This is a genomic window from Vibrio sp. STUT-A16 (genome assembly GCF_026000495.1).
Lineage (GTDB): Bacteria > Pseudomonadota > Gammaproteobacteria > Enterobacterales > Vibrionaceae > Vibrio > Vibrio diabolicus.
Genome location: NZ_AP026766.1, coordinates 1,148,581 through 1,173,193 on the forward strand (window position 1 = coordinate 1,148,581; position 24,613 = coordinate 1,173,193).

Here is a 24,613-nt window from a genome sequence, read left to right on the forward strand (position 1 = left end):
ATTAATCTGAAAGTAGTAATTGTAGGTTGTAGGAGTCTCCCAGTGACAGAACTCGAAAAAATGATGTCTGGTCAAATCTTTGATGGCATGGACAAAGAAATTGACGCCATTAGAAGTCATGCTCTTCAAGCACTTAGAGCACTCAATAACAATACCGACGAAAGTAAGCGCGACGAATTACAAAAACAGCTGTTTGGCAAAGCGGGTCTTTGCATTGTTCAAGCCCCTTTCCATTGCGAATTCGGTAAAACCATCGAAATCGGCGAAGAGACCTTTATCAACATGAACGTGGTCATGCTCGATGGTGCCAAAATTACCATCGGGAACCACGTGCTAATCGGTCCAAGCGTGCAATTGTATACGGCTTCTCATTCTGTTGATTACCGAAGTCGCCGACGTTGGGAGACGTTTTGTAAACCTATCACGATTGAAGATGATGTGTGGATTGGTGGTAACTCCGTCATTAACCAAGGTGTAACGATTGGTGCTCGCTCGGTGATTGCGGCGAACTCGGTCGTCAACCATGATGTGCCGCCAGATTGTCTATACGGAGGCACGCCAGCTAAGTTGATTCGTCGTCTCAACGAAGAAGAGTAGAGGGCTGTTGGCAAAACACTGGCGATTAGAGAGTTCTACCTGAGCTCTCTTCGTCCATCGTTATATTTAAGTGTTAATTCCTCACTCAATTGCTAAAAGAACGGTCCCAATTGATAAAGTCAGGGCAACGACAACAGAGTTAACAATGATAATAACGAGTAATAGAATCGACAAATAACGATACCATTTTGGTACTTCTCCAGAAATATTAGGTAATTTTCGCTTTTTACCTGAGCTAGGTTGGACGATTAAACGAACAAACATCAATGTCCGGAAAAATGCGTAAGGCCACCCCGTGAATAGAGAAAGCTCAAATTCATTAAAATATGGTTTTTTAAAATAGTTCCCAACAATCTTCTTTGGCATCAGAAAGTGCATGACACCGATAAAAATGGTTTGTAAGAAAATAATAACCACACCAGTCATTAAAGTGTAAAAAAGAAATGTGATTACTTGCTGCATATGGCTTCTATTCCAGTACTAGCGACTAAGTTTGGCTTGCTTTCACTTGAATTATAAAAGCCTTTTGCCACTTTGCCGGAAGCGTAGCCTACAGCCGTTGAACCTGCAGCGAGTACAATAGCAGTCCCCCAACCAATAGGATTTGATACTAAAAATAGACCGACTAACGCGCTGGTACCCATTCCTACAGCTGTGCTAGTTATTGACTCAACAAAAATTTCATTCTTCTCATGTTGGTCTTGTGTATTCGCGATTTGAATACAGGAAGCCGTTAGACCAACACCTACTAAAACATGTCCGCCAACTTTAGATGCCTGAGCTATTTTATTCAGTTTTTCGGCCTGTTTAACTATATGAGCATTAGCTGGTAATCCTCCATTTCGAGCAATACGAATAGACTGGTGAGTCGTTTTGTTGCCAAACAACAGCTTTTCCATAGGGCCAACATTTTTCTTTAGTAGATCTAGATGTTTCTTACGTCGACCATCATATTGTCCTTTACTTATTACTCCGTTTTTATAGTTTGCGTAAAGGTCGTTGATGTTCTCAATGAGCTTAATATTTCCTTTACTCATCAAGTTTCCTGTAGCACCCATCAAGGTACCTCCTGGAATAGTAATCATATTGGCGTTGTTTTCTAACCATGCTAACGCCCAAAACATATCAGCATGTTGTGGTGGAACTTGATTTGAGATCGATTTTGGAGGTTGATTGTAGCTGAGAATATTGGGAGGCAAAACTTTATGGGGCGGAGAACTAGACATTTGAGGTTTAGACGCTGGGTAAGTCCCTAGCTTCGCGATACTTTTAGGAGGTAAAGCATTGTTACGTTGAGTGTTAAGTTGGGTGCTTGATTTGGGTAGAGCTGATAACCAAATGATATCGCCTGCTTTAATGCGGTTAGGATCTGAAATATGCTTGTTCAATGTCATTATATGAGTCAGTACTCTCTGTCTCTGATAGTCCTTGCTACCATATGGAGTGCCATACATGTTTAATATAATTGATGATAAGTTATCATGAGTTTTTATTTTATACTCAAATTATCCCGACATAGAGCACCTCTAGCTAATAATTAATATGCTCAGATACTAACAAAAAACTATATTTAGGAAGTTTATTTTTTTGCATTCTAGACTTTCATTTTAAAAACATCCAAATTGGATGATATATTTGTCATTTACGTGCAATTGTTAGTGTAGTTATTTACATTTAAATTGTGATGTTGGATTTAACTGGATAAGTCAATATCATAAATGATCCGCTAGTGCTAAGAAAGCTGCGATAAAAAATACAAGTGTTAACATTGTAGAGTTTATCATAATTACCCATATTAATATGAAGGATAATAGACGGTACCATCTAGGCACCTCTTGGGATACATCGGGTAACTTTCGTTTTTCACCTGAGTTAGGTTGAACGATTAAACGAACAAACATCAATGTTCGGAAAAATGCGTAAGGCCAACCTGTAAATAGAGCTAGTTCGAAAGTGTTAAAATAAGGTTCTTTAAAGTAGCTATTGACAATGTCTTTTGGCATTAAAAGGTGCATGATACCTATAAAGAATGTCTGGAAAAAAATAACTAATACACCAGAGAACATTAAGTATCCAATAATGTTCCAAATCAATTGCATATTGCACCTATCCTTATAATAAACCGATGCTTTTTGAAAGGTTTTATCCTATTTATAGGGTGTTGATATCCTAATCTTTATCATGAAGAAATAAAGAGACTAACAGATAACCTATATCTTAGCTATGAATGGAAGGGCGTTTTAGAAGAATGTCGAGAATGAAAATAAGAATTATATTATTGTTTTTTGTAAATATAGGTGGTCGTATATAAAATTGATAACGTATAATGGCGAGATGTAAGCCTTGCGTAACTAACAAAGGTTGGTTAAACAAGGCTAATAGTCGGTTATGGATGAATAACGATTTGTTGCTCCTCTGTCATCACAAGTGTCGCTTTGCTTTGTTCGATAAGTTGGGCAGCATAAGAAGGGGTAACGGCCTGCATATCACCTTTAGATCGAAGAGTTAAAGACTCCCACGCTTGATCTCGATATTTCCCTGCTTGGGTGTATTGAATCAGTACTTTCATAGCTTCACGCTCCGGTGTGGTTGACGTGCTACTTAAGTTAACGATCTTAGGTTGGTTGCGCATCTGTTAAAAATGAAACATTGGTTTAACCAAATGTGCCTTTCCAAATATCGCGTATTGAGCAGAGCAATTTGGAATCCTTGTGATGGAAGGATGAAGGGCACTCAATCTTTCGATTCATACTGCGCAATATAATGTTTGAGAGATTTAGTTTCCGCACTCTGAAACTCTTCATCGTGCATACGCAATGCTTGGATACGGTCGAGGCGGAACTGGCGGTAGTCATCGCGCAATTCGCACCAGGCGACCAGCGTCCAGACTTTGCCCCAAAAGAACTGGCCTAACGGTTGGATTTTTCTCTCGGTCACCTGTCCGCTTTCATCTTGGTAATCCAAACTGACCTTAAACTGATGATCAATCGCGTGGCGCAGAAGCTGCCCTCGTTTGGCAGTCTCGGATTGGGTGTGATAATCGGGCACAATCAGCGGACAATCTTCCACTTGTTGTTTGAGCTTATCGGGCAATACCGAAAGTATTTTGGTGGACGCAGAGTGAGACGCTTCGGCAAGTTCAACATCCGACCAGGCTCGAACCATCCGCATACCCAGTTCAAGCGCCATCATCTCCTTTTCTGAGAACATCAAAGGCGGCAGATGAGAGCCAGCTTGCAACAGGTAGCCGACACCTGCTTCACCTTGAATCGGAACACCAGAACTGAGCAACGACTGAATATCGCGATAAATCGTACGTTCGCTGACTTCCATTCTTTCTGCGAGCTCTTTCGCTGTCACGGCGTAACGCTTTGCGCGCAAAAGCGTCAGTAGCTCAAACAGTCGTTCTGATTTGCTCATGATGTTCCTTATCTAGACCTACTGGTTGTTAGTAGTAGTGTGGCTGATTACTTCTCTAGCTCACTGCACATTTTTAAGTTGTGATGTTTAAGCTCGAAGCTTTCGCAGTCAATCATTGATAACAGAGGCTGAAATTCAACGGCTTGCTTAATCTGTTTTCCCGCCTGTTTTGCATCGTCCATTGAACGCCAGTAAATGATGTCTGTCCACACACCGTCCGTCGCTTCGTGACTGAGCGATCGGTACAAAAAGCCCGGCAGATTCTTCACAAACGTTTGTGACTGTTTGGCAGCGGCGATCACGTCTTGCTCTGTTGTGCCTGCGGTTAGACGAAATTGCACAGTTTCGATAACGGTTTCCATATTGTGATTCCTTATTGGTTTTGGCGGATTGCCTGTTGAGTTCCAAATAAGGTTACGCGGATGGAATGTCAGAACATGTCAGTAGTGAAATCTCACTCACTTATCATCAATATGGTTATTTTTCTGGGCTGTTGTAACGATCCCAGTAAGGTAAATCTGTACCGAGTTTTTCGCTGATAAAATCGATAAAGGCTCTTACTTTCAACGGCATGTGCTTGCGCTCAGGAAAAACCGCATAAATGGCGTGTTCTGGTAGAGAATACTCTTCCATCACCGGTTTTAGATTTCCTGCGGCAAAGTCTCTTCCTGCAATAAATGTTGGCAGTTGCGCAATGCCCGAACCTCTTAACAGCAACTGGCGAATGGCTTCGCTGTTATTGACGATAAAGTTTCCTTTTGGAAGCACCTTGTATTCGCTGCCGTTGTTGATGAACATCCATTCGACGCCGCCACGGAAATAGGAGTAGCGCAGGCAGTTGTGACTGACTAAATCACTTGGTTTTTGTGGTGTTCCAAACTCCGCTAAGTAATCTGGCGAGGCACAAAGCACACTTTTACAAGGGGCGAGACGTTTTGCGATTAGATTGGAAGAGGTGAGTTCACCAATACGTATCCCCAAATCAAAACCGTCTTTAACCAAATCGACCATTTTGTCTTCGAGGTTTAAATCCACTTCAATTTTCGGGTAACGAGCGAGAAACTCGCTGATCAAAGGCGCGATATGCAGTACACCGAAAGACATCGGCACGGTAATTTTGAGCCGACCTTGTGGCGAGCCTTGCAGCTCCGATACCGCGTCCACGCCTTGCTGGGCTAGGTTGAGCGCTTGAGAGGCGTACTCAAAATAGCGTTCTCCCGCTTCGGTCAGGCTCAGCTTACGCGTGGTTCGGTTAAGGAGACGAATGCCCAAATCGTCTTCTAGTTGGTTGATGCGTTTGCTGATCGCCGATTTCGTCAGATTCAGCTGTTTGGCCGCAAGGGAAAAGCTGCCGCATTCGACAACAGCAACAAAAACGGGCAGGGAGGCAATCGCGTTCACATCAATCTCCTATCATCGTGAAGCATTTATTGTTGAGCATAAGGATACAATTAATTTCCAATTATAGAGATTATCTTCAAGAAGAAAACAATCTAGACTATGCACCAGTATTACGACCTTGATTTTGGGAAGAAGAAAATGAAGTACGATTGGATCCTGTTTGACGCTGACGAAACCTTATTCCACTTTGATGCTTTCAAAGGTTTGCAGCTTATGTTTTCTCGCAAAGGCGTAGATTTTACTGAACAAGATTTTGCTCATTACCAAACCGTAAACAAACCGCTTTGGGTGGATTACCAAGACGGCAAAGTAACGGCAGATGAGCTAAAACATAACCGCTTTACCGAGTGGGCTGAGAAGTTGAATACCACAACAGCCGATCTCAATAGCGCATTTTTAGAAGCAATGGCCGATATTTGCAGTTTGTTGCCAGGTGCAAAAGAGCTGATGGAAGCGCTGCAAGGCAAAGCTAAAATGGGCATCATCACCAACGGTTTTACAGAGTTGCAAGCAATTCGCCTTGAGCGCACAGGGATGACTGAGTACTTCGATAAAGTGGTGATCTCTGAACAAGTGGGCGTAGCAAAACCGGACTTAGGTATTTTTGAATACGCGATGCAGCAAATGGGCAACCCATGCAAAACGCGCGTACTGATGGTGGGTGACAACCTGCATTCCGATATTCTGGGTGGTAATAATTTTGGTATTGAAACTTGCTGGTTAAATACCACAGGCGCAAGCGTCGATGAGCGTATCGCACCAAATTACACCGTTGAGTCTTTGAGTGAACTAAAGAACATTTTGGTGGCGTAACCGAATCGGGTATTATTCCGCAGTAACCCTCAGAAAAATCAAGGAATAACCATGCCAGACATCAAACAGCTAGACAGCAAAGTCGTTTACCAGAATAAGTGGATGACGGTGCGTGAGGACAAAATTTTACGTCCGAGCGGCGCAGAGGGCATCTACGGTGTGGTCGACAAACCTGATTGTGCTGCGATTCTGGCTATCGATAATGGGATGATTCACTTGGTTCAGCAGTACCGTTACACCGTAGGTCAACGTTGCTGGGAGATCCCACAAGGGGCGTGGGAATCAAACCCAGATGCGGATCATCTTGAGCTCGCCAAAGGTGAGCTACGTGAAGAAACGGGCATGCAGGCGAGCGCCATGGCGTATGTCGGCGCGCAGTTTATCGCATACGGCTTTTTGAATCAGACATGTCACGTCTACTTCGCCAGTGATTTAACGGACGTGGGCAATCAACTCGACAGTGAAGAAGAGGATTTGATCACGCGCGCTTTTTCTGTTGAGGAGTTCGAACAAATGATGATCGACGGCACGATCAAAGATTGTGTCACTATCGCGGCTTATGGTTTGGCGAAGCTGAAGAAATTCATTTAATGATAATTTTTAATGAAAACAGCGGCCTAGTGCCGCTGTTTTTAGTTTGGGAGAGCTCGTTGAGCCATCGCTTACTCGTCGATTTTCTTACCTAAAATTTCTACTTTCGCTTTCTTGGTCACCCCCGCGACTTGCAGCGCTGTGCTGCCAACCGATTCATAGTTCAACTCGATCTTGTCTAATTTCGCGTTATCTTTCGTTGGTAGGCTTAAGCTTCTTGATGACATGCCTTTAGTCAGAACACCTAAACTGTCGAACGTCTTTTCCTGACCATCTTTCATGATCACTTTAACGCTTTTCAGATCGACCGTACCTTGCGTACATTTGATTTTGATGTGGCTGAAACGAGCGTTAGCAAATGGTGACAGTGGATTGACTGTGTCGGTTTCCGATTTAAAACTGACGGTTTTATCTGCAATCTTGTCCCAATCGTTGTCTCCAGCAACCGATTGGAAAGAGGCTACAGCCGCTAAAAGACAGAGTGCGATGGTGTTGAACAGTTTCATAGCTTTTCCTTACCTTAGGTTTAGATATTCTGTTTAATCAGTTCGATGACGTGTGTGACTTCGTCTTGAGTTAAAGCCCCTTCTTTCACGAATAAAATTTCGCCTTGTTTATTTTGTACGATAATCGCAGAACTTTCTTGCTGTAGATCCCAAGTTGTTGCTAATACGCCATTTTTGTCTAACACCATGGAAGACCAAGAGAATGTCTTTTTGCTGTCCTCTGCCGACGATTTTACAAATATACCGGTTCCCCAAATGGCGTCTTCTTGGTTGATCACGGTCGTGGTCTGATACTGATCTTCAGGAAAGTGAGCGGCAGTGATTGCTGACATCAGCGGCGCGTTCATCTCTTTAGCTTTACTACGACCTGCAATGGCTTGTATCACACGGACTTTGCCTAACATCTGCTGAGTTGCCCAAGGTTGATAAGCCACATCGTCTCCTTGCAGCGTCATTTCGCCATAGGTATCAATGCTGACGGATGGGGTAGTTTGACCGACAGAAAGGTTATGAGAGAAGGCGAGTGTCGGGGCGAGTGCGAGTAAGAGTGACAGAACAGATGGAGTTTTCATTGAGATTCCTGTAACGAAGTGAGGTTAGAGCGAATCAAAATAAGGGGCAAATACGATGCCCCTTATCGGATTTGGCGATTAGTTAGAAAGTACAACGCGCGCATTTAGCGGTTGCAGCGGACGATTGTTTTGTCCTATGACTTCCATCAGTTTCGCGGCTTGATCTTTGGATAAGGTTTGAGTCTCTTTAAGCACAAACCAGCGCACACCTTCTGAACATGGTGGTGTGGTTAAAGAGCCGTTAAATCGATAGTAGTTTGCAGTTTTTGGCAGTAAGTCGTTAATCTCAAACGTATCTTTAAAGAACGTGGTTTGATTCTCTTGTGGGATTGCGCTGATCAGTTTAGACAGTGCTGCGTTTTGATCGCCAGCATCAAACATCACCGAAATTACCGCCAACTCGCCGTCTGCGTTGGCGTGCACAAAGTGCGCTTCAAGTGGATATTGGCGGCCTTTGATTTGGTTTTCTGAAGGTGTGTGGAAATGGAACTGTTGCAGCTCGAACGTCTCGCCATCGATGGTGAAGCTGTTACGTCCGTTCACTTGCGCTTGCAGCGTATGACCATTGTTGGTTAAACCAATGACCTGACCAGTGTACGAAAGGTTCAGTGCTTCCAGTTTTGCATCGGCTGGGTTGTCGATGTTGATTGGGCTTTGGTTTTTCGTGGTTGCGCAGTCTTTGGCGATTTCTCCCCAGTGCTCTGGCCCGTGTTTGTCATTGCCATAGCCCCATTCCGAAGCCTGAGCCGCGCCTAGAGTGAGAAGTGAGAGTGAAAAAGCAAGTAGTGTTTTGTTCATAATAATGTCTCTGTTCGGTCGCTTTGATAAGCGTTGTTACAAGGCAATGACCTAGAGGTTTGATCACTGCCTGACAAATTAGAAACGGTGGCTGAGCTGGGCACCAATTAGGAACGCATTTGAATGGGTAACGCCCGTCACCATCGGTGCAGGAACACCTTCATACGCGTACTCTTCTACGTTGACATCTTCACCAATCAAGTACGTCATGCCGATGTCAACCGTGGTATCTGATGACCATCGGTAAGAGGCCCCCGCAGATAACCAGTGACGGTTCGAATCTGGAATAGAAAGCGAAGTCAGCTCATCGACAGGTGTTTTGTCGAACATGTAACCCGTGCGAAGTGTCCAACGTTCATTGGCGTACCAAGTCGCACCGATGGAGTAGTGCGCGGAGTCTTGCCACTGAAAATCTTTTAGCAACTGATCATCAGTTTTCAAGTTGTCAAATGCTGACCAACCAATCCACTGCATAGAATAGTGCAGGGCAAATTTAGGTAAGACGCGGTGATAACCGGAAAACTCCGCAATATCCGGTAGCGGCATAGCAAGTGAGTCGTACGATTCGCCAGCAAAGTGGATGTCGCCCTTGGCATCAATGTTAGGGCTGTGCTTGTAGCTTAAACCTAAGCGATGACGTTCGTTAAACTCGTACATCATGCCAATATTCGCACCAAGCCCAATGCCGCCAGCTTCCACATCAAGTGCGTTGCCTTTTACGGATCCACAACGTTGTTCTAGTTCGTTTCCAAGGATGTTCCCACCAACGCAAACACCCACGTCCATATCGCGGTACAGCTCACCAGAGCCGTAAATCACATCAATACCACCACCGATACTAAGACGGTCGTTCACCTTGTATGCCAAGCTTGCGCCAAGGTTGACACTCGCTACGCTGGTGACACCGCCAAAAACAGGTGCGCCATAGTTTGGTTTAAACTCCATGTCGGTTCCGAAGTTGGAGTATGCCGATAAGCCTAGATACCAGTCGTCGTTGATAGGGTGAATAAAGTAAAAATTGGGTACAACGGCTGGTTGACCAACGCCATCGACGTCATCAATGTCGGTCACGGTTTGAGAGAAGGACGGGGTAATGTCAACTTGAGGGGACGGAGGAAAACCGCCCATACCAACATTGACATCTGCATTAATGTTAGCTTGATGATATTGCGCATTTTTAACGGTAACGTCAGGTTTGACGTAAGTGACACCGAACGATAAGGCATTTTGTTTAAACAGCGTCATCGCTGCGGCGTTACGGCTGACTACAGACGCATTATCACCAATGACGGCATCACCAGCAAAAGCACGACCAAGACCCGTCGCCGAATGTTCGTTAATTTGAAAACCACCGGCATACGCCGTCGATGAGGCTAACCCGATTAATAAATAAATCGGTGAAAGAGTTAATTGTCGCTGCATGTTTTTTCTCATGAATTAATTAGAGGTTGTATTGCAACGAAAAGCAGTAAAATAAACAAATCTGACCAGTATATTTAGGAGTAAAACTAACAGTATGTTGACAATAAATAAATTTAACTTAATAAATATTTATTGATGAATGTATTAATGGTTCATGTCGTGAATGTGGTGATTATTTTACGTGTAAATTAAACTCAGAGCCTCTATTTTTATTTTTGCGGTATTACTTCTCTATTTTTATTGTGCTGACTGTTCCCTAACAAACAGAGGAAAATCCAGCGATAAAGTTTCCGTGATGGAAACTCTGAGTCATTTGTATTTCCATTGCATCCCAACGTTGGTAGTTCGAATCAGCAAGAGAACTATCGTTTAAACCCACATGACACACTCCTCTCGGTCTTACCTGTGTTATGTGGGTATTTTTTATTTAACTTGCCACTTAACTCCTCTTTAAATTCAATAACCATAATTAAATTTAAATGGATAGTATATTGAATAATTTTTTATTTTACTGGTTTGTTGGTATTTAAAAGTTTTGTTTATAATACTTATAACTTGAAATTTTGTATTTCAATTATTGTTCATCTATATTTAAATATAAAGTAGACTCATGTATATGAAAACAAAATGGCCACGATATTTCGTGGCCATTTTTAATTATCAACGTATTTATGATGATTAAGAGTTTAGCTTATAAGAAAGTCTTATTAAAAGCGAAACTCTTCTAAGTTATTGCTGCTTTCCAACATTTTTTCAGCAACATAACGATGCGTGGCTGTGGTTGGGTGAGTCACATCCCAGAACACAAACTTATCTGCGCCAGATGCCGCACACTCAGAGCGTAATGAATGGGTGTACATGTAATCCACAGAAGATGAGCGGTTGATGTCCAGACAAGGATCACTTGCATTCACGAACCCGTGTTCTTCTGGTGCCGAGGTTAACGTCTCAAACAGCGCGTGCGTATCAAACAATGAAATGTTGTAACCTTGAGCTTTATAGTACATCGCTTGTGCTTTGATGAACTCGTTCATTTTCAATACTTTCGCGCGAATCGTTTCAATTTCTTCCTGCGTTGAGTATTTGAACTGTGGTGCTTTGGTTGCGTCTGGCAGTGTCATCAACATGAAGTTCTTCGCGCCCGCGTCTGTTAGACGAATCAGAGCTTCAGCGTAATCCGCTTTTACTTCCGGCACGCTACGGTTGTAGTTCATGAAATCATTTAAACCAAACTCCAACGTAAACAATGTGTTTGCTGGGTTGTAGTTTTTCGCCAGTTTTGTGTAGGTCAAGTAAGAAGAAACTTGTTCGCCGACACCTGTTAGCGCAATGTATTGGTTCTCACCTGCTGCGCCGCCAACTGCCCAGTTATAAAGCGGTAAGTTTTTGGCTTTAGCAACGTATTCCGTCCAAACAAAACCGTTCGAGAAGTGACCTAAGAACCAGCTGTTTGGGTTAGGGAAGCGCCATTGGGAAGCGTTAAAGATGTTGCCTGTATCAGATAAGCTGTCGCCCAAAGCCACTACTTTGTTGATTTGATCTGGTTGCATTGCAGCATCATTGCTCCAGATCGTGTGGTTATAAGAATAGCGATTGTCAGCAGCAAAAAACGTAATGTCTGCGTTCTCGTTCGCCAGATCTAGTGTTTCTTCACAGCGCTGGCGAATCACGTTTTGTGAAGTGTTGGTGTAGAACATGTTTTTAAATGAAACAGAGCTCCACCAATAACCGTCGATAGTGAAGTCACTACCATCTTGGTTTTTTGCCCATTTCCAGTCGGTAGCCGCATCATCCTTAGAGTGGCTCGTACGATACCAGCAGCGAACGTAAGTATAGGTTTGATTTTCTTGCGTGCTGACCACTTCAGACGCAGAAACCATTTCTGGTGATAATGTTGGCTCCTCTGCAACGGCAGAGGCAAGCGGAAGTAATGCAGTTAATAGTGTGATTGTTTTTTTCATCATTCACTCTTCTTGTAATGGTTATGGTTCCGAATACGTGAATACGCTCGGCTATAACAGTATTTAGATGAGAATTTTTCTCACTAAACCTTCTAATTCTGAGTAAATACTCAAGACAGTCAACAACTAAATATTCAATATTTCAGTTTTGGCACCACAGTCAAAAAATCCATTCAGCATAGCAATCGATTAAATGCGTGTTATTTAGAATAATTACTCACTAACATTAATTTAACATTCACTTTTTGTTAATTAAGTGATTGCTTTATAAGGTTTTGTTTATGCTTTTTGATGTTAACTAAAAATGTTTATTGAATGATCTTTTGTACAAAGTTGTATATTCATGAAACAAATTGTTTGGCATTTTTGGCCTATAAACTATAGCTGAAGCTCTCATGCGAACATCATGGTGATGACTTTTCATGAGAATATAGTGAATAAAAATTAGCTCAAATAAGGAATAGGGCAAATGCACTACACAACAAGTAAAAAACAAGGCTTATTTTCGTTGTCTGCCGTAGCGATAGCACTGACCACTTCTATGTCAGCGTTTGCGGCTCCACCAATGGGATTTGATGAATCTAAGTTACCGACGAAGTACATCGTCAAATTCAAAGAAGATGCCGTCAGCCGATCTTCAATGGGTGGTAACTCATTTTGGGGACCACGAATCGCGCAGGAGTCTGTTTTACAACAGGTGAAGGCACGTAAGGTGGAAAAACTGGGTAATCGCGCCATTTACAGCGTTGAGTTGGATGGTGATGACTTAGAACCACTTCGTAATCGCAGTGATGTGGAATATGTCGAAGTCGATCCGCCTCGCTATTTGCTCAGCGAAACTACCCCGTGGGGTTATGAAGCGGTTAATGCTCAACAGTTAGACGACTTCAATGCTGGTAATCGCACTGTATGTATTATCGATTCAGGGTACGACATCTCGCACAACGACCTAAGCGGTAACCGTGTTGCAGGTACCAACGATAGTGGTACAGGATCATGGAGCGATCCGGGTAACAATAACGCCCACGGTACTCACGTTGCAGGTACTATCGCAGCGATTGCCAACACCGAAGGTGTGAAGGGTGTGATGCCAAACCAGAATGTGAATTTGCACATCGTGAAAGTATTTAACGAATCAGGTTGGGGTTACTCATCTGGACTTGTTAAAGCGATCCAAACGTGTGCAGATAATGGTGCCAACGTTGTGAACATGAGTCTTGGTGGTAGTCAATCAAGCCGAACTGAGCAAAATGCACTGCAAAACATTTACGATCAAGGTGTTCTGCTAATCGCCGCAGCTGGTAATGACGGTAACACCGCACACAGCTACCCAGCTTCTTACGATTCAGTTATGTCTGTTGCTGCTGTCGATAACCAAAATGATCATGCGGCGTTCTCGCAATCTACTGATCAAGTTGAGATCTCTGGCCCAGGTGTGGCGATCTTATCAACGGTTACGGTAGGCGAAGGTAAACTTTCTGATATTACCTTGAATGGCGTAAGCCAATTTGATCGCGGCATTGTCCCTCACAATCGTTTGATCAATAACGGCTCTTCGTATGTGCCAGATCCAATCGCTGGTTCAGTAACAGCAATGCTAGATAGCTGTGATGTATCTGGCGGTAACTTTAACTGTGGTGATATGTCGGGCAAAATTTGTTTGACTGAACGTATTGGCAACCAGTCTTCAGGTAACTACCCAGAAGTGGATGCGGTTCAGGCTTGTTACAATGCGGGTGCGCGAGCGGCAATCGTATACAGCAACTCTGAACTACCTGGTTTACAAAACCCATTCTTGGTAGACACAAACAACGCTTATCGTATGGTTTCGGTAACGGTTGATCGTGCATTTGGTCAAGAGCTGTTGGGGTATGTTGGTCAAGAAATTACGGTTTCAACCACCTCTGGTGAAGATTACGAGTACTACAATGGTACATCGATGGCAACACCTCATGTAACTGGCGTAGCAGGCTTGGTGTGGAGTTACCACCCAACGTGTACAGCAGCGCAAGTACGTAATGCCCTAGTTCAAACGGCAACAGACATTGATGTCGCTGGACGAGACAACCGCACAGGTCACGGCCTAGTGAATGCGGAAGCGGCGAAACTATTCTTGGATGCGGGCTGTAACGGTCCTGACGGTGGCGGTAGCTCTTCGGACTCTAGCTTCTCAAACACCAGCCCTGTTGCGATTCCTGACAACAAATCTTCTGGCGCAATCAGCGCAGTAGATGTCGATCGCTCTGGTGATTCAGGTACAGTAAGTATTGACGTTGATATTAGCCACACTTACATCGGTGACCTACGAGTGACGCTAACTTCACCTACTGGTGGAGAAGTCGTGCTTCACGATAATACTGGCGGCAGCGCTAACGATATCAAAGCCACTTTCCAAGCGGATTTCTCTGGTTTTGAATCACAAGGTTCTTGGGAACTAAAAGCGGTAGACAGTGCCAGAAGAGACACAGGCACAATCAACAGTTGGACTCTGACTTTTCAATAAGGAGTGGCTATGAAGAAGTTGACCTTACTTTCTTTGTCTGCGGTGAGTGCTACCGCACTATTGGCAATCGGACTAAGCTCGGCCAGCTTGGCGAACAATCAAGGATTTCCGCTCGTGGATGAACGTTCTGAACAAGCTGAGCAACAACCTACGCGTTACTTTGTTAAGTATCACAAAGGGAAAGAGAGCGAAGTGAGAGCGCTTCTTCGTCAACATAACCTTAAAGTGGTTGATGCGTTGGTGAAGCAACAGGTACTGGTGGTGAGCGGCGAACAAGCTGACGTCGATAAGCTATCTGGTAACGAATCCGTTGAATACACCGAGCAAGAACCAACGAGAAAGTTGTTGTCTCAATAAGATAGCCTCAATATGAAAAACGCCCCTCACGTGAGGGGCGTTTTGTTTGAGTACTTTTCCTGCTAGAGCCTTTGAGAGATGAATGCCGACGAGCCTAATTCTGCATTCACAAGAATAAAAGCTTAGCGCACAATCAGGCCAAGTAGGATACCTACAATGCCGAAGTCAGCATCACTGAATGTTGTGTTTGCAAAGCCAAGATCACCCAGTACTGGCATTAGGAAGACAGGTAGGAAAGTAATCAGTAGACCTTGTGCAAAAGCACCCAAGATTGCGCCGCGACGACCACCTGTTGCGTTACCAAATACACCCGCAGCCGCACCCACAAAGAAGTGTGGAACTACACCAGGGATAATCACAGTAAGACCCATCACGTACAGCAGGAACATGCCCACTAGACCGGCTGCAAAGCTAGATAGGAAGCCCACCAATACCGCATTTGGTGCGTATGGGAACACAACCGGACAATCCAGTGCAGGTTTTGCGTTTGGAACCAGTTTGTCTGAGATGCCTTTAAATGCAGGAACGATTTCTGCGATAACCATACGTACACCTTGCAGGATAACGTACACACCACCTGCAAATGTGATGGATTGCATTAGCGCAAACATAGACCAATGTTTACCGCCACTGACTTCACGGACAAAATCACCGCCAGCGAACAAACACGTCACCACAAAGATGATGCCCATGGTGAACGAGATCGCCACTGGTGTATCACGTAGGAACAGCAAGCTTTTAGGGACATTCATCTCTTCAGTAGAGTGTTCTTTGCTACCGAACTTGCTGCCAATAAAGCCAGCGAGCACGTAAGAAAGGGTAGAGAAGTGACCAATCGCAACGTCGTCAGAACCTGTAACTTGCTTCATGTACTTGTGAGCGATCGCAGGGAAGAACACCATTACAGAACCCACAACCACAGAGCCAAGCGCGATCAGTGGAACGCCTTTCATGCCGCTAGATGCCAGAATCGCTGCTACCATCATCGACATAAATAGTGTGTGGTGACCGGTTAGGAAGATGAATTTCCATGGCGTGAAGCGAGCGATCAAGATGTTCACTAACATACCGAAGAACATGATCATCGCCATCTCTTTACCAAACGCTTCTTGCGCGATAGAGACGATAGCTTCGTTGTTTGGAACCACGCCTGTAATGCCAAATGCGTGTTGGAAAATCGTCGCGAAGTCGCCTAGCGAGCTCACAACTAAGCCTGCACCTGCGCCAAGCACGATGAAACCAAGAATGGTTTTTACCGTGCCTTTAATGCACTCGGTGACTGGTTTTTTCTGGGCAATTAAGCCGATTAGAGCGATGAGACCGACCAGAACCGCTGGCTCTGATAGGACATCGTTCATTAAGAAACTGAAGAATTCCATAACGCCACCTTATAGAGCGCCAAGCTCTTGAAGTGCCAAAGATAAACGCTCTTTCATTGCGACTTTGTCGACCATGTTATCAAGCGCTACGATACGTTGTTCAACGCCAAGTGCTTCCAACTGTTCTGCAATATCTTTTGTGGCGATGAAAATGTCGCAACTTGTGCCTTTTGCTGAGCCAAGATCGATGTGATCCACAGCGGCATCGACGTTCAATTCTTTTACGATGCTTTTGATGCTCATTTCCATCATTAGGCTAGTACCAAGACCGTGACCGCAAACAACCATAATTTTCATAATTCAGACCTTTTCTTTTTTATAGGGGGTATACCCATTTGTGAATGGGGTATGTCAGGAGTAAAACTTAGTATTTGTCGATGATCGCAAGAACATCTTCTTTGCTTTGAGCGTTGCAGATGGCCTCTACATGCTCTTCATTCATAAACAATTCCGCCAGTTTCGAAATCGCATCAACGTGGCTATTACTGTCCGTTGCCGCTAGCGTGACCAGCATTTTTACTGGGTCATTTTCTTCAGAGTTAAAGTTGACGCCGTTTTGGATCACCGTGATCGCCAATGACAAGCGGTTAACGCCATCTTCAGGGCGAGCGTGTGGCATCGCCATGCCCGGACCTACCACGTAGTAAGGACCAAGCTCTTCGTGCGAGCGGTAAATTGCCTCAACGTAACTTGGTTCTATCGCGCCATTTTCAATCAAAGCTTCACAAGATTTGCTGATCGCATCTTTCCAGTCGGTTGCGTCAGAATGGATGCGAATGACATCAGAGGTAATCAGTTCACGTAGCATTGGAATGTTTCCGATTTGTTGTTTTGTTGCTGCGTACTTTATCGATCAATTTGCCAGAAAAACCTGAGAGTGATCACAAATGGTAGCGCTATCTGATAGCGCTACCATTAATTGTGATAGCGCTATCATTTTTATCAGGCATCGAAGTTTCATGTGCTGGTGTTCGAGTTCTAATGCGCTAATATCAAAACCATTAAAGCGCTGTGATAAGATGTCGCAGCTGAAATTAGAGAACATTAAATAAAAACAATGAGCGAACCTCGCAAACGAAGAAGTACCGGCAATGTCACTTTGGCTGATGTCGCCAAACAAGCAGGCGTAGGCACTATGACGGTGTCGCGAGCATTACGAACGCCAGAGCTGGTATCCGATAAGCTGAGAGAAAAAATTCAACAAGTGGTTGATGAGCTCGGCTATATCCCGAACAAAGCCGCAGGGGCACTCGCATCTGCAGAAAGTTATTCCATCGCTCTAATCATTCCGTCACTGTTTGAAAAGGCATGCGCGCATTTCTTACCAAGCTTCCAACAGGCGTTAAACAAAGCGGGTTATCAATTATTACTGGGTTACAGCGACTACTCGATTGAGCAAGAAGAAAAGTTGCTTTCGACTTTTTTAGAGAGCCGTCCTGCGGGCGTGGTACTGTTTGGAAGTGAGCATAGTCAGCGAACGCATCAACTGTTAGAGGCATCAAATACGCCAGTGTTAGAGATTACCGAACTGAGCTCAAAGGCCAGTTATCTCAACATTGGCGTGGATCACTTCGAAGTGGGTAAGGCCTGTACCAGACACCTGATTGAACAAGGTTTTAAGAACGTTGGTTTTATTGGGGCGCGCGGGAATCACTCAACGTTGCAACGCCAGTTACACGGTTGGCAAAGTGCGATGATTGAAAACTATCTCACCCCAGATCATTTTCTGACGACTCATGAAGCGCCATCTTCACAATTGGGTGCGGAAGGATTGGCGAAGTTATTGCTGCGCGATTCAAGCTTGAATGCTTTGGTGTGTAGCCATGAGGAGATAGCAATTGGTGCGCTCTTTGAGTGCCATCGCCGCGTGCTCAAAGTCCCGACCGACATTGCCATTATTTGCCTTGAAGGCTCTTCTATGGGGGAGCATGCTTACCCAAGTTTGACATCGGCAGAATTTGATTACGAGCGCATGGGCACCAAGGCGGCAGAAAAACTGTTGCATGCCATCAAAGGTGAGCCAGAAGAAAGACCAACCAGTATGGGCTTTAAGCTAAAGCGTCGAGCAAGTACTGCGATTAACTGACCCCTCCGCTTTCCATAAATGTAAAAAGCCTCTCAATATGGAGAGGCTTTTTACATTCTGAATTCGCGAGCGAAAACTACGGACGTTCGCCCGCGGCTAGGCGTTGTTCGATATCTACGATCACCTCTGGCAGATCGGAGATGGTGTCGATTAAGTAGTGAGGTGCACTCTTGATAAACTTCGCGCGTGCTTTTTCACGAGCTTTCTCTAAGGTTGCTTCGTCCGCGGCTTGGTATTCTTCAAACGTTAGACCTGCTTCGTTACCAGAAAGCAGCAAACCAACGGTCCACATACCGGCGTTGTGACCTTCATCGATGCCCGGTGCTGCGTCATCCACTTTGATACACGCATTAACGTCAGTAACATTCAGCTCAATCACGTTCTTCAGTGCCATAAATGGTGCCGGGCGACCACCTTGGGGCAGATCGTCTGTCGCGACAACATAATCTGGTTGGTAGCCGTAATCCGCTGCAACTGGAATCAGTACGTCCATCACCTCACGCGGGTAACCCGAACAAGAACCGATCTTCATGCCTTTGTCTTTCAGACCGTTCACAACTTCAATCGCATTAAGGATTGGGTCTGCATGGTCAGCCACTTTTGCTTTTTGCAGAGGCATAAATGCTGCGTAGATAGCGTCAATGTCTTCGCTGGTCATTGAGCGACCAAACTTATCATTCCAACGCTTATCAACCGCAGGAATGCGACCCACAGCTTGGATGTGATCCCATTTACCAAGCCCCATTGGTTCGCGAGCTTCTTCAAGGTTGATATCAAAATCAAAACCTTGTTTGAATGCTTCTACAAAGATGCTGGTTGGCGCAAAAGAGCCGAAATCGACGATAGTGCCAGCCCAGTCAAAGATCACTGCTTGAATTGGTGATTTGCTCATGTTCAATCCTTTTTCTTGCTTGCCAGAGCGCTTGCCTACACGTTGAACCGCGCTCTGGGTAAATTGGTTTTTGTTGAGGTCTATTGACCTTAAAAGTAGTTAAAGTCTTCACACACTTTGGCGATCGCTTCTTCGAAGATCGCCAATGCTTCTGTCAGTTGCTCGCGAGTGATGATCAGCGGTGGGCTGAGTTGAATCACATTGCCTTGCGATACCTTGAAGCTCACGCCATTGTTAAGGCATTGGTACAACACAGCTTCCGCTTCGTCATACGCGCGTGCTTTGCTTTCGTGGTCAGTAACCAGTTCAATGCCCCACAACATGCCGATGCCACGTACATCACCAATCACTGGGTACTTGGCTTTCATCTCTAACAGCTTTTCACGCATAAACTGGCTGTCGACTTTGGCTTTATCTAGCAAGCCGTCTTGCTCAATGGCTTCCATGGTTGCCAGTGCTGCAGCACAACCGATAGGGCTTTTCTCATGAGTGTAATGACCCATGGAGATTTGCTCGGCAGTGTTGTATTTGTCTTTGGTTACCATGGCTGCGATAGGCACTAAACCTCCGCCCAAACCTTTACCGATGCACAGCATATCTGGCTCGATGTCGTAGGCTTGATAGGTGAACCATTCACCGCTGCGACCCATGCCGTTAGGAATGTCGTCGATGATCAGCATGACATTGTGTTTGTCACAGATTTCACGGATGCGTTTCCAGTAGGCTTTACTTGGCACTTGAACATCCGTGTTGCGAACTGCTTCTGCGATAAACGCGCCCACGCCACCTTCTTTCTCAATCACGTATTCAAGGTAATCGGCGTAATGCACATCGCTGCCGTCCGCGACTGGGAAAGCGCCACGGTAAGACACCGCTGGTGGAATGCGCTCAATACCTGCCATTAATGGTCCCATGCCTTGACGGAAACACGCTTCACCACCCACTGAGATGGCATCTAACGATGCGCCGTGGAAGGAATCCCACAACGACACCACCTTGTAGTTGCCCGTGATGTGGCGTGCTAATTTAAGTGCCATGCCGACTGCTGATGTGCCACCTGGCGCAAACAATACGCGGTTCAATTCGCCGCCACAGATTTGGGTGAGTTTTTCGGCACATTCAATCGCGGTCTCGTTGGTAAAACGACGTGGTGAAAACGGCAGTTTGGCAATTTGCTCTTGCACACGTTTAATCACATGCGGATGACCGTAGCCCAACTGATGGACGTTATTGCCATGGAAGTCCATGTACTTTTTGCCTGTAGCATCTTGGATGTAGATGCCTTCCGCTGCTTCCAAGGTATCTAAGCAAGGCGTCGACATGGCTTGATGAAGAAAGACCTCGGAATCGCGCTTCAATAATGCTTGCGTGCGTTCGTCGTCCATCGACGCATTCCAAGCTTGGCGCGCTGGCGTCGTGTTGACATCGCCTTCGCTACGGAAATGAGTCGGTTTGATATTCTGAGTCATAACGCTCTCTCAACCAGAAGGCTGCTTTACGCAACTTGCCAGTACATTGCTTTTTCAATCGCACCGATTAAGCGCTCGATATCTGCTGGGTAAACTTCACCAATGTTGCCGATACGGAAGCAATCTGCGTTCGATACCTTACCCGGATAAATCACAAAACCTTGCTCTTTCAAGCGCGTGTAGAACGCTTTGAACTGGTAATCACTGTGAGTCGGAGAGTAGAAAGAAGTGATGATTGGCGAGTGAAGTTCATCACTCAGTAGTGGCTCAAACCCCAAAGAACGCATACCTGCAACCAGTGTTTTCTGGTTAGTTTGGTAACGGTTATGACGAGCCTCAATGCCGCCTTCTTGTTCCAGCTCTAGCAAGGCTTGATAGAAAGCGCGAACCGTGTGCGTTGGAGACGTGAAACGCCATTTGCCGTGGTTCACTTCCATGCAGTGCCACTGGTCGTAAAGATCAAGGCTCAAAGAACGTGCCTGACCTTGGCACTTTTCTAGCTCAGTTTGTTTCGCAATCACAAAGCCAAAGCCCGGTACGCCTTGGATACATTTGTTCGCTGAGCTGATCATAAAATCGATGCCTAGCTCAGCTATATCGATAGGAATACCACCAAAGCTCGACATGGCATCGAGAATCACCACTTTACCGTGTGCTTTTGCCGCAGAAGCAAATGCCTCAATTGGGTTAAGCATGCCAGTGGTTGTCTCACAGTGAACAATCGCCACGTGTGTGATTGTAGGATCCGATGTCAATGCAGTTTCCACCTCGTTCAAGTGTGGCTGTGATGTTTCGCCTGGGGAAACTACATGGCATGGAATATTTAGATAATCAGCGATCTGAGCGATACGCGCACCGTAAGCACCGTTGTCGACAACCAACAATTTTCCATCTTTGCCAATGGCACTGCCAATCGTTGCTTCTACTGATGCGGTGCCGCTACCTTGCATTAGTACGCTGGTGTAGCCGTCTTGCTCCGTCGCCAGTTTTACAAGCTTAGTGCGGATCACTTCTACAATGTCTTTGTTGTATTCATCATCCCAAGTACACCAGTCTTTTAGCATGGCTTCACGTACTGTTTCAGAAGTAGATAGAGGACCTGGAGTCAGTAGTAGGTATTCGTTTTTCATCTCGATTTCCATCAGAATAGGCTAATTGGTCTACACCAAATTTCGAGTTAACTCTAGCGAGGAAGAAAAGGGCAGTAAATAGGCGAATGTCCAATTTCATAAAACTTTAATATCCAGAAAATTGCGGATCAATTGAACGATTATTCATCGCAAATTTTCGTAAAACTGCCATTTAATGGTCATGATTTCGTCACAAAGGCTCAGTAGGGTGGTTATCGTCAACTGGTACAGACCAAATGAAAACTTGGCCAAATTAACTGGAGAAAATGATGAAAAACCGTTTGATGAAAGGATCGCTGGCTGCACTTGTCTCTCTGCTAGCTACGAATGCAATGGCAGCACAGGAAGTCACGGTTTACACCGCTTTCGAAACTGACATTCTTGCTAAATACAAGTCTGCGTTTGAGAAAGATAACCCAGATATCAAGATTAAGTGGGTTCGCGATTCAACCGGTATCATGACGGCGAAATTGCTGGCAGAAAAGAACAACCCTCAAGCGGAAGTGGTTTGGGGTCTGGCTGGCTCGTCAATGGCACTGCTTAAAGATGAAGGTCTTCTTAAGCCTTACACACCAAAAGGTTTGGAAGAGCTGCACGCGAACCTAAACGACCCTCAATCAAACCAAGCTTGGTTCGGTAACGATGCGTTCTTTAACGCAGTGTGTTTCAACGAAGCGGTAGCGAAACAACTTAACCTACCGAAACCAACGTCTTGGGAAGACCTAACGAAGCCGGTTTACAAAGGTCACATTGCAATGCCGAACCCAGCGTCTTCAGGTACTGGCTACATGCAGGTTTCTGCTTGGCTACAAAACATGGGTGAAGATCAGGCATGGAACTACATGCGTGACTTAGACAAAAACATTGCACACTACACGCACTCTGGCTCTAAGCCATGTGTTCAAGCGGGTATGGGTGAAGTGGCTATCGGTATTTCGATGGCGAGCCGCGGCGCGAAGTTGAAAACACAAGGCGCGCCATTAGCGGTGATCACACCAAAAGGCATCGGCTGGGAATCAGAAGCTGTTGGTCTAGTAAAAGAGTCTGATGCAGCGAAGCGTGTTGTCGACTGGTCAATCTCTAAAGCAGCAAACGAGCTTTACGTAGAAATGTACCCAGTGGTTGCACATAAAGAAGTGAAAGCGACCGTTTCTAACTTCCCGAACGTTCAAGAGAACATGGCGAAGATGGACTTCGCGCAAATGGGCAGCAAGCGTGCAGAGATTCTAGCGGCATGGTCTGAGAAATTTGACGCGAAATCAGAGCCAAAGTCTTAATGGAATTTGCTCTAATTTGAATGCTGAAATCCACCTCGGTTGAGGTGGATTTTTTGTGTTCCCTGTTATTTCAGAGTTCGCTACAAGTAGATTCCTAGTCTCACCTAGGTTCGCTGGAATGACGGACTTGAGAAAGTTGGGTACTTCTATCCGCACTCACAACGTCATTCTCGAGAGTGAGGAAGGAGTGAGTCGGGAATCTCTAATTACCACTTGAACAAACGTCATCGCCCTTCATCTATTTGTCATCTTCTGGCTATAAATTTGTCATTGGAACGTAACACTCCAAAACTAAAGTTGGTATATACCATTTGGAGCGTGTGTTATGTCAACTAACCAACATTACCTAAATATCGAAAATGTAGTGAAGCAATTCGGACAATTCACTGCATTAAAGAAAATCTCGCTAGCGATTGAGAAGGGCGAGTTCGTTTGTTTTCTAGGTCCTTCTGGCTGCGGTAAAACCACTCTGCTACGTGCCATTGCAGGTTTAGACTTGCCAACGTCTGGTGCGATTTTTCAAAACGGTCAAGAGACCACATTCTTGCCACCAGAGAAGCGCGATTTCGGCATCGTATTCCAATCTTACGCGCTGTTTCCGAACCTAACCGTGCAAGAGAACATTGCGGTGGGTTTGAAGAACCAAGGCATGTCGACCAAAGAAGCGTTAGAGAAGGTGGATTACTGGTTAGAAACCATTGGTCTTCCAACCTCTGGCGAGAAATTTCCTAACCAACTTTCTGGTGGTCAGCAGCAGCGTGTTGCTTTGGCTCGAGCATTGGCGTTGTCACCGGGCCTACTGTTACTTGATGAGCCGCTTTCAGCGCTGGATGCAAAAGTACGTGTTCACTTACGTGATGAGATTTGTAAGCTGCAACGCAAGCTTGGTATCACCACCATCATGGTTACGCACGATCAGGATGAAGCGTTGTCGATGGCGGATCGTATCGTGGTAATGAACCATGGTGTGATTGAGCAAGTCGGCACACCTCAAGAGATCTACCAACAACCAGCTACGCGCTTTGTTGCTGAGTTTGTCGGCAGCATGAACTTTATTGAAACCTCAGTTGCAACGGACTCCCAAGTGCGAATTGCAGAAACCCTGATGCCAGCGCCAAGCTTGACCAATCGTAAGATCCAACGTGGTGACCGCTTCGACCTTGCGGTGCGCCCTGAAAGCATCAAGTTTGTTGAAAACTACACCAATTCTTTACCAGTGCGAGTTACGGCAACCGAGTTTCTGGGGGCGTTTTTCCGCATTGATTGCGTATTGCAAAACGACAGCGCCACGAAAACCATCGTAGTGGATGTGCCCGTGGAAACGGTTCAAAAACTCAATATCAAAGCGGGCGATGTACGTTACATCCAGTTTGCTGAAGAAGGGTTGCATGGTTACGCCGTGCCCTCGGTTGATAAAGCGCTAGCGGCGTAGGTGTAAA

The 24,613-nt window shown here is 45.1% G+C and carries 25 protein-coding genes; 8 read left to right on the forward strand and 17 right to left on the reverse strand.

Translation table 11 applies throughout. The features are described from left to right. Positions 1-42 precede the first annotated feature (42 nt). Positions 43-597 (forward strand): sugar O-acetyltransferase, encoded by a 555-nt coding sequence (locus OO778_RS21660; RefSeq protein ID WP_074189776.1) that lies wholly within the window; start codon positions 43-45, stop codon positions 595-597. Positions 598-678: 81 nt separating this feature from the next. Here OO778_RS21660 and OO778_RS21665 read toward each other — a convergent pair whose 3' ends face one another. The 6 genes from OO778_RS21665 to OO778_RS21690 all read right to left on the reverse strand — a co-directional run bounded on the left by OO778_RS21665 (position 679) and on the right by OO778_RS21690 (position 5,418). Next, positions 679-1,059, reverse strand: a complete 381-nt coding sequence (locus tag OO778_RS21665) for a hypothetical protein (protein WP_074189777.1) — start codon at positions 1,057-1,059, stop codon at positions 679-681. Next, positions 1,047-1,991 (reverse strand): glycine zipper family protein, encoded by a 945-nt coding sequence (locus OO778_RS21670; RefSeq protein WP_226977532.1) that lies wholly within the window; start codon positions 1,989-1,991, stop codon positions 1,047-1,049. Before OO778_RS21670 ends, OO778_RS21665 begins: the two co-directional genes overlap by 13 nt. 992 nt (positions 1,992-2,983) lie before the next feature. Then, complete coding sequence (locus OO778_RS21675; RefSeq protein WP_021035913.1) at positions 2,984-3,166, reverse strand: hypothetical protein; 183 nt, start codon at positions 3,164-3,166, stop codon at positions 2,984-2,986. Positions 3,167-3,330: 164 nt separating this feature from the next. Beyond that, positions 3,331-4,017 carry a YafY family protein gene (locus OO778_RS21680; protein WP_005374113.1) on the reverse strand — a complete coding sequence of 229 codons (687 nt, stop codon included), beginning with the start codon at positions 4,015-4,017 and terminating at the stop codon, positions 3,331-3,333. Positions 4,018-4,064: 47 nt separating this feature from the next. Then, complete coding sequence (locus tag OO778_RS21685) at positions 4,065-4,379, reverse strand: hypothetical protein (RefSeq protein WP_025637937.1); 315 nt, start codon at positions 4,377-4,379, stop codon at positions 4,065-4,067. Positions 4,380-4,494: 115 nt separating this feature from the next. Then, a complete protein-coding gene (locus OO778_RS21690; RefSeq protein ID WP_005384329.1) occupies positions 4,495-5,418 on the reverse strand; it encodes a LysR family transcriptional regulator in 924 nt (307 codons plus the stop codon). Positions 5,419-5,556: 138 nt separating this feature from the next. On the opposite strand from OO778_RS21690, the gene yjjG reads away from it, so the two are divergent. Both yjjG and OO778_RS21700 read left to right on the forward strand, forming a co-directional pair. After that, positions 5,557-6,231, forward strand: coding sequence for a pyrimidine 5'-nucleotidase (yjjG, locus tag OO778_RS21695; RefSeq protein WP_029800868.1), 675 nt, complete (start codon positions 5,557-5,559; stop codon positions 6,229-6,231). A 51-nt stretch (positions 6,232-6,282) separates the two neighbouring features. Then, entirely contained in the window at positions 6,283-6,822 is a 540-nt protein-coding gene (locus OO778_RS21700) for an NUDIX hydrolase (RefSeq protein ID WP_005393699.1), read from the forward strand. A 71-nt stretch (positions 6,823-6,893) separates the two neighbouring features. Here OO778_RS21700 and OO778_RS21705 read toward each other — a convergent pair whose 3' ends face one another. The 5 genes from OO778_RS21705 to OO778_RS21725 form a co-directional block, all read right to left on the reverse strand. Beyond that, on the reverse strand, positions 6,894-7,328 hold the full coding sequence (locus OO778_RS21705; protein WP_005393700.1) for a hypothetical protein: 435 nt from the start codon (positions 7,326-7,328) through the stop codon (positions 6,894-6,896). Positions 7,329-7,348: 20 nt separating this feature from the next. Further along, positions 7,349-7,900 carry a YtfJ family protein gene (locus OO778_RS21710; RefSeq protein WP_264911629.1) on the reverse strand — a complete coding sequence of 184 codons (552 nt, stop codon included), beginning with the start codon at positions 7,898-7,900 and terminating at the stop codon, positions 7,349-7,351. Between the two features lie 78 nt (positions 7,901-7,978). Then, complete coding sequence (locus OO778_RS21715) at positions 7,979-8,698, reverse strand: carbonic anhydrase family protein (RefSeq protein ID WP_264911631.1); 720 nt, start codon at positions 8,696-8,698, stop codon at positions 7,979-7,981. 78 nt (positions 8,699-8,776) lie between these two features. Then, complete coding sequence (locus OO778_RS21720) at positions 8,777-10,120, reverse strand: outer membrane protein transport protein (protein WP_264911632.1); 1,344 nt, start codon at positions 10,118-10,120, stop codon at positions 8,777-8,779. A gap of 707 nt (positions 10,121-10,827) precedes the next feature. Continuing rightward, positions 10,828-12,084 (reverse strand): type 2 secretion system lipase, encoded by a 1,257-nt coding sequence (locus tag OO778_RS21725; RefSeq protein WP_005395362.1) that lies wholly within the window; start codon positions 12,082-12,084, stop codon positions 10,828-10,830. A gap of 466 nt (positions 12,085-12,550) precedes the next feature. Here OO778_RS21725 and OO778_RS21730 point away from each other — a divergent pair, with 466 nt between their 5' ends. Next, positions 12,551-14,584 carry a S8 family serine peptidase gene (locus OO778_RS21730; protein WP_046873865.1) on the forward strand — a complete coding sequence of 678 codons (2,034 nt, stop codon included), beginning with the start codon at positions 12,551-12,553 and terminating at the stop codon, positions 14,582-14,584. A gap of 9 nt (positions 14,585-14,593) precedes the next feature. Further along, positions 14,594-14,941, forward strand: a complete 348-nt coding sequence (locus OO778_RS21735; protein ID WP_005395359.1) for a hypothetical protein — start codon at positions 14,594-14,596, stop codon at positions 14,939-14,941. Between the two features lie 122 nt (positions 14,942-15,063). Here OO778_RS21735 and OO778_RS21740 read toward each other — a convergent pair whose 3' ends face one another. The 3 genes from OO778_RS21740 to OO778_RS21750 all read right to left on the reverse strand — a co-directional run bounded on the left by OO778_RS21740 (position 15,064) and on the right by OO778_RS21750 (position 17,128). Then, on the reverse strand, positions 15,064-16,320 hold the full coding sequence (locus OO778_RS21740; protein WP_264911633.1) for a PTS ascorbate transporter subunit IIC: 1,257 nt from the start codon (positions 16,318-16,320) through the stop codon (positions 15,064-15,066). 9 nt (positions 16,321-16,329) lie between these two features. Beyond that, on the reverse strand, positions 16,330-16,617 hold the full coding sequence (locus tag OO778_RS21745; RefSeq protein WP_104970272.1) for a PTS sugar transporter subunit IIB: 288 nt from the start codon (positions 16,615-16,617) through the stop codon (positions 16,330-16,332). A gap of 67 nt (positions 16,618-16,684) precedes the next feature. Continuing rightward, on the reverse strand, positions 16,685-17,128 hold the full coding sequence (locus OO778_RS21750; RefSeq protein WP_005463973.1) for a PTS sugar transporter subunit IIA: 444 nt from the start codon (positions 17,126-17,128) through the stop codon (positions 16,685-16,687). Positions 17,129-17,377: 249 nt separating this feature from the next. Between OO778_RS21750 and OO778_RS21755 the strand changes: the two genes are divergently transcribed. Beyond that, positions 17,378-18,406: a LacI family DNA-binding transcriptional regulator gene (locus OO778_RS21755; RefSeq protein WP_025501411.1), complete on the forward strand. Its 1,029-nt coding sequence runs from the start codon at positions 17,378-17,380 to the stop codon at positions 18,404-18,406. Positions 18,407-18,482: 76 nt separating this feature from the next. Here the strand turns inward: OO778_RS21755 and phnX are convergent, their stop codons facing one another. The 3 genes from phnX to phnW form a co-directional block, all read right to left on the reverse strand. After that, complete coding sequence (phnX, locus tag OO778_RS21760; protein WP_264911648.1) at positions 18,483-19,298, reverse strand: phosphonoacetaldehyde hydrolase; 816 nt, start codon at positions 19,296-19,298, stop codon at positions 18,483-18,485. An 89-nt stretch (positions 19,299-19,387) separates the two neighbouring features. Next, on the reverse strand, positions 19,388-20,767 hold the full coding sequence (locus OO778_RS21765) for an aspartate aminotransferase family protein (RefSeq protein WP_264911649.1): 1,380 nt from the start codon (positions 20,765-20,767) through the stop codon (positions 19,388-19,390). A 26-nt stretch (positions 20,768-20,793) separates the two neighbouring features. After that, a complete protein-coding gene (gene phnW / locus OO778_RS21770; protein ID WP_053808134.1) occupies positions 20,794-21,897 on the reverse strand; it encodes a 2-aminoethylphosphonate--pyruvate transaminase in 1,104 nt (367 codons plus the stop codon). A 266-nt stretch (positions 21,898-22,163) separates the two neighbouring features. Here phnW and OO778_RS21775 point away from each other — a divergent pair, with 266 nt between their 5' ends. Both OO778_RS21775 and OO778_RS21780 read left to right on the forward strand, forming a co-directional pair. Next, on the forward strand, positions 22,164-23,174 hold the full coding sequence (locus OO778_RS21775) for a putative 2-aminoethylphosphonate ABC transporter substrate-binding protein (protein WP_005384363.1): 1,011 nt from the start codon (positions 22,164-22,166) through the stop codon (positions 23,172-23,174). 325 nt (positions 23,175-23,499) lie between these two features. Further along, a complete protein-coding gene (locus OO778_RS21780; RefSeq protein ID WP_065645641.1) occupies positions 23,500-24,606 on the forward strand; it encodes a putative 2-aminoethylphosphonate ABC transporter ATP-binding protein in 1,107 nt (368 codons plus the stop codon). Positions 24,607-24,613 lie beyond the last annotated feature (7 nt).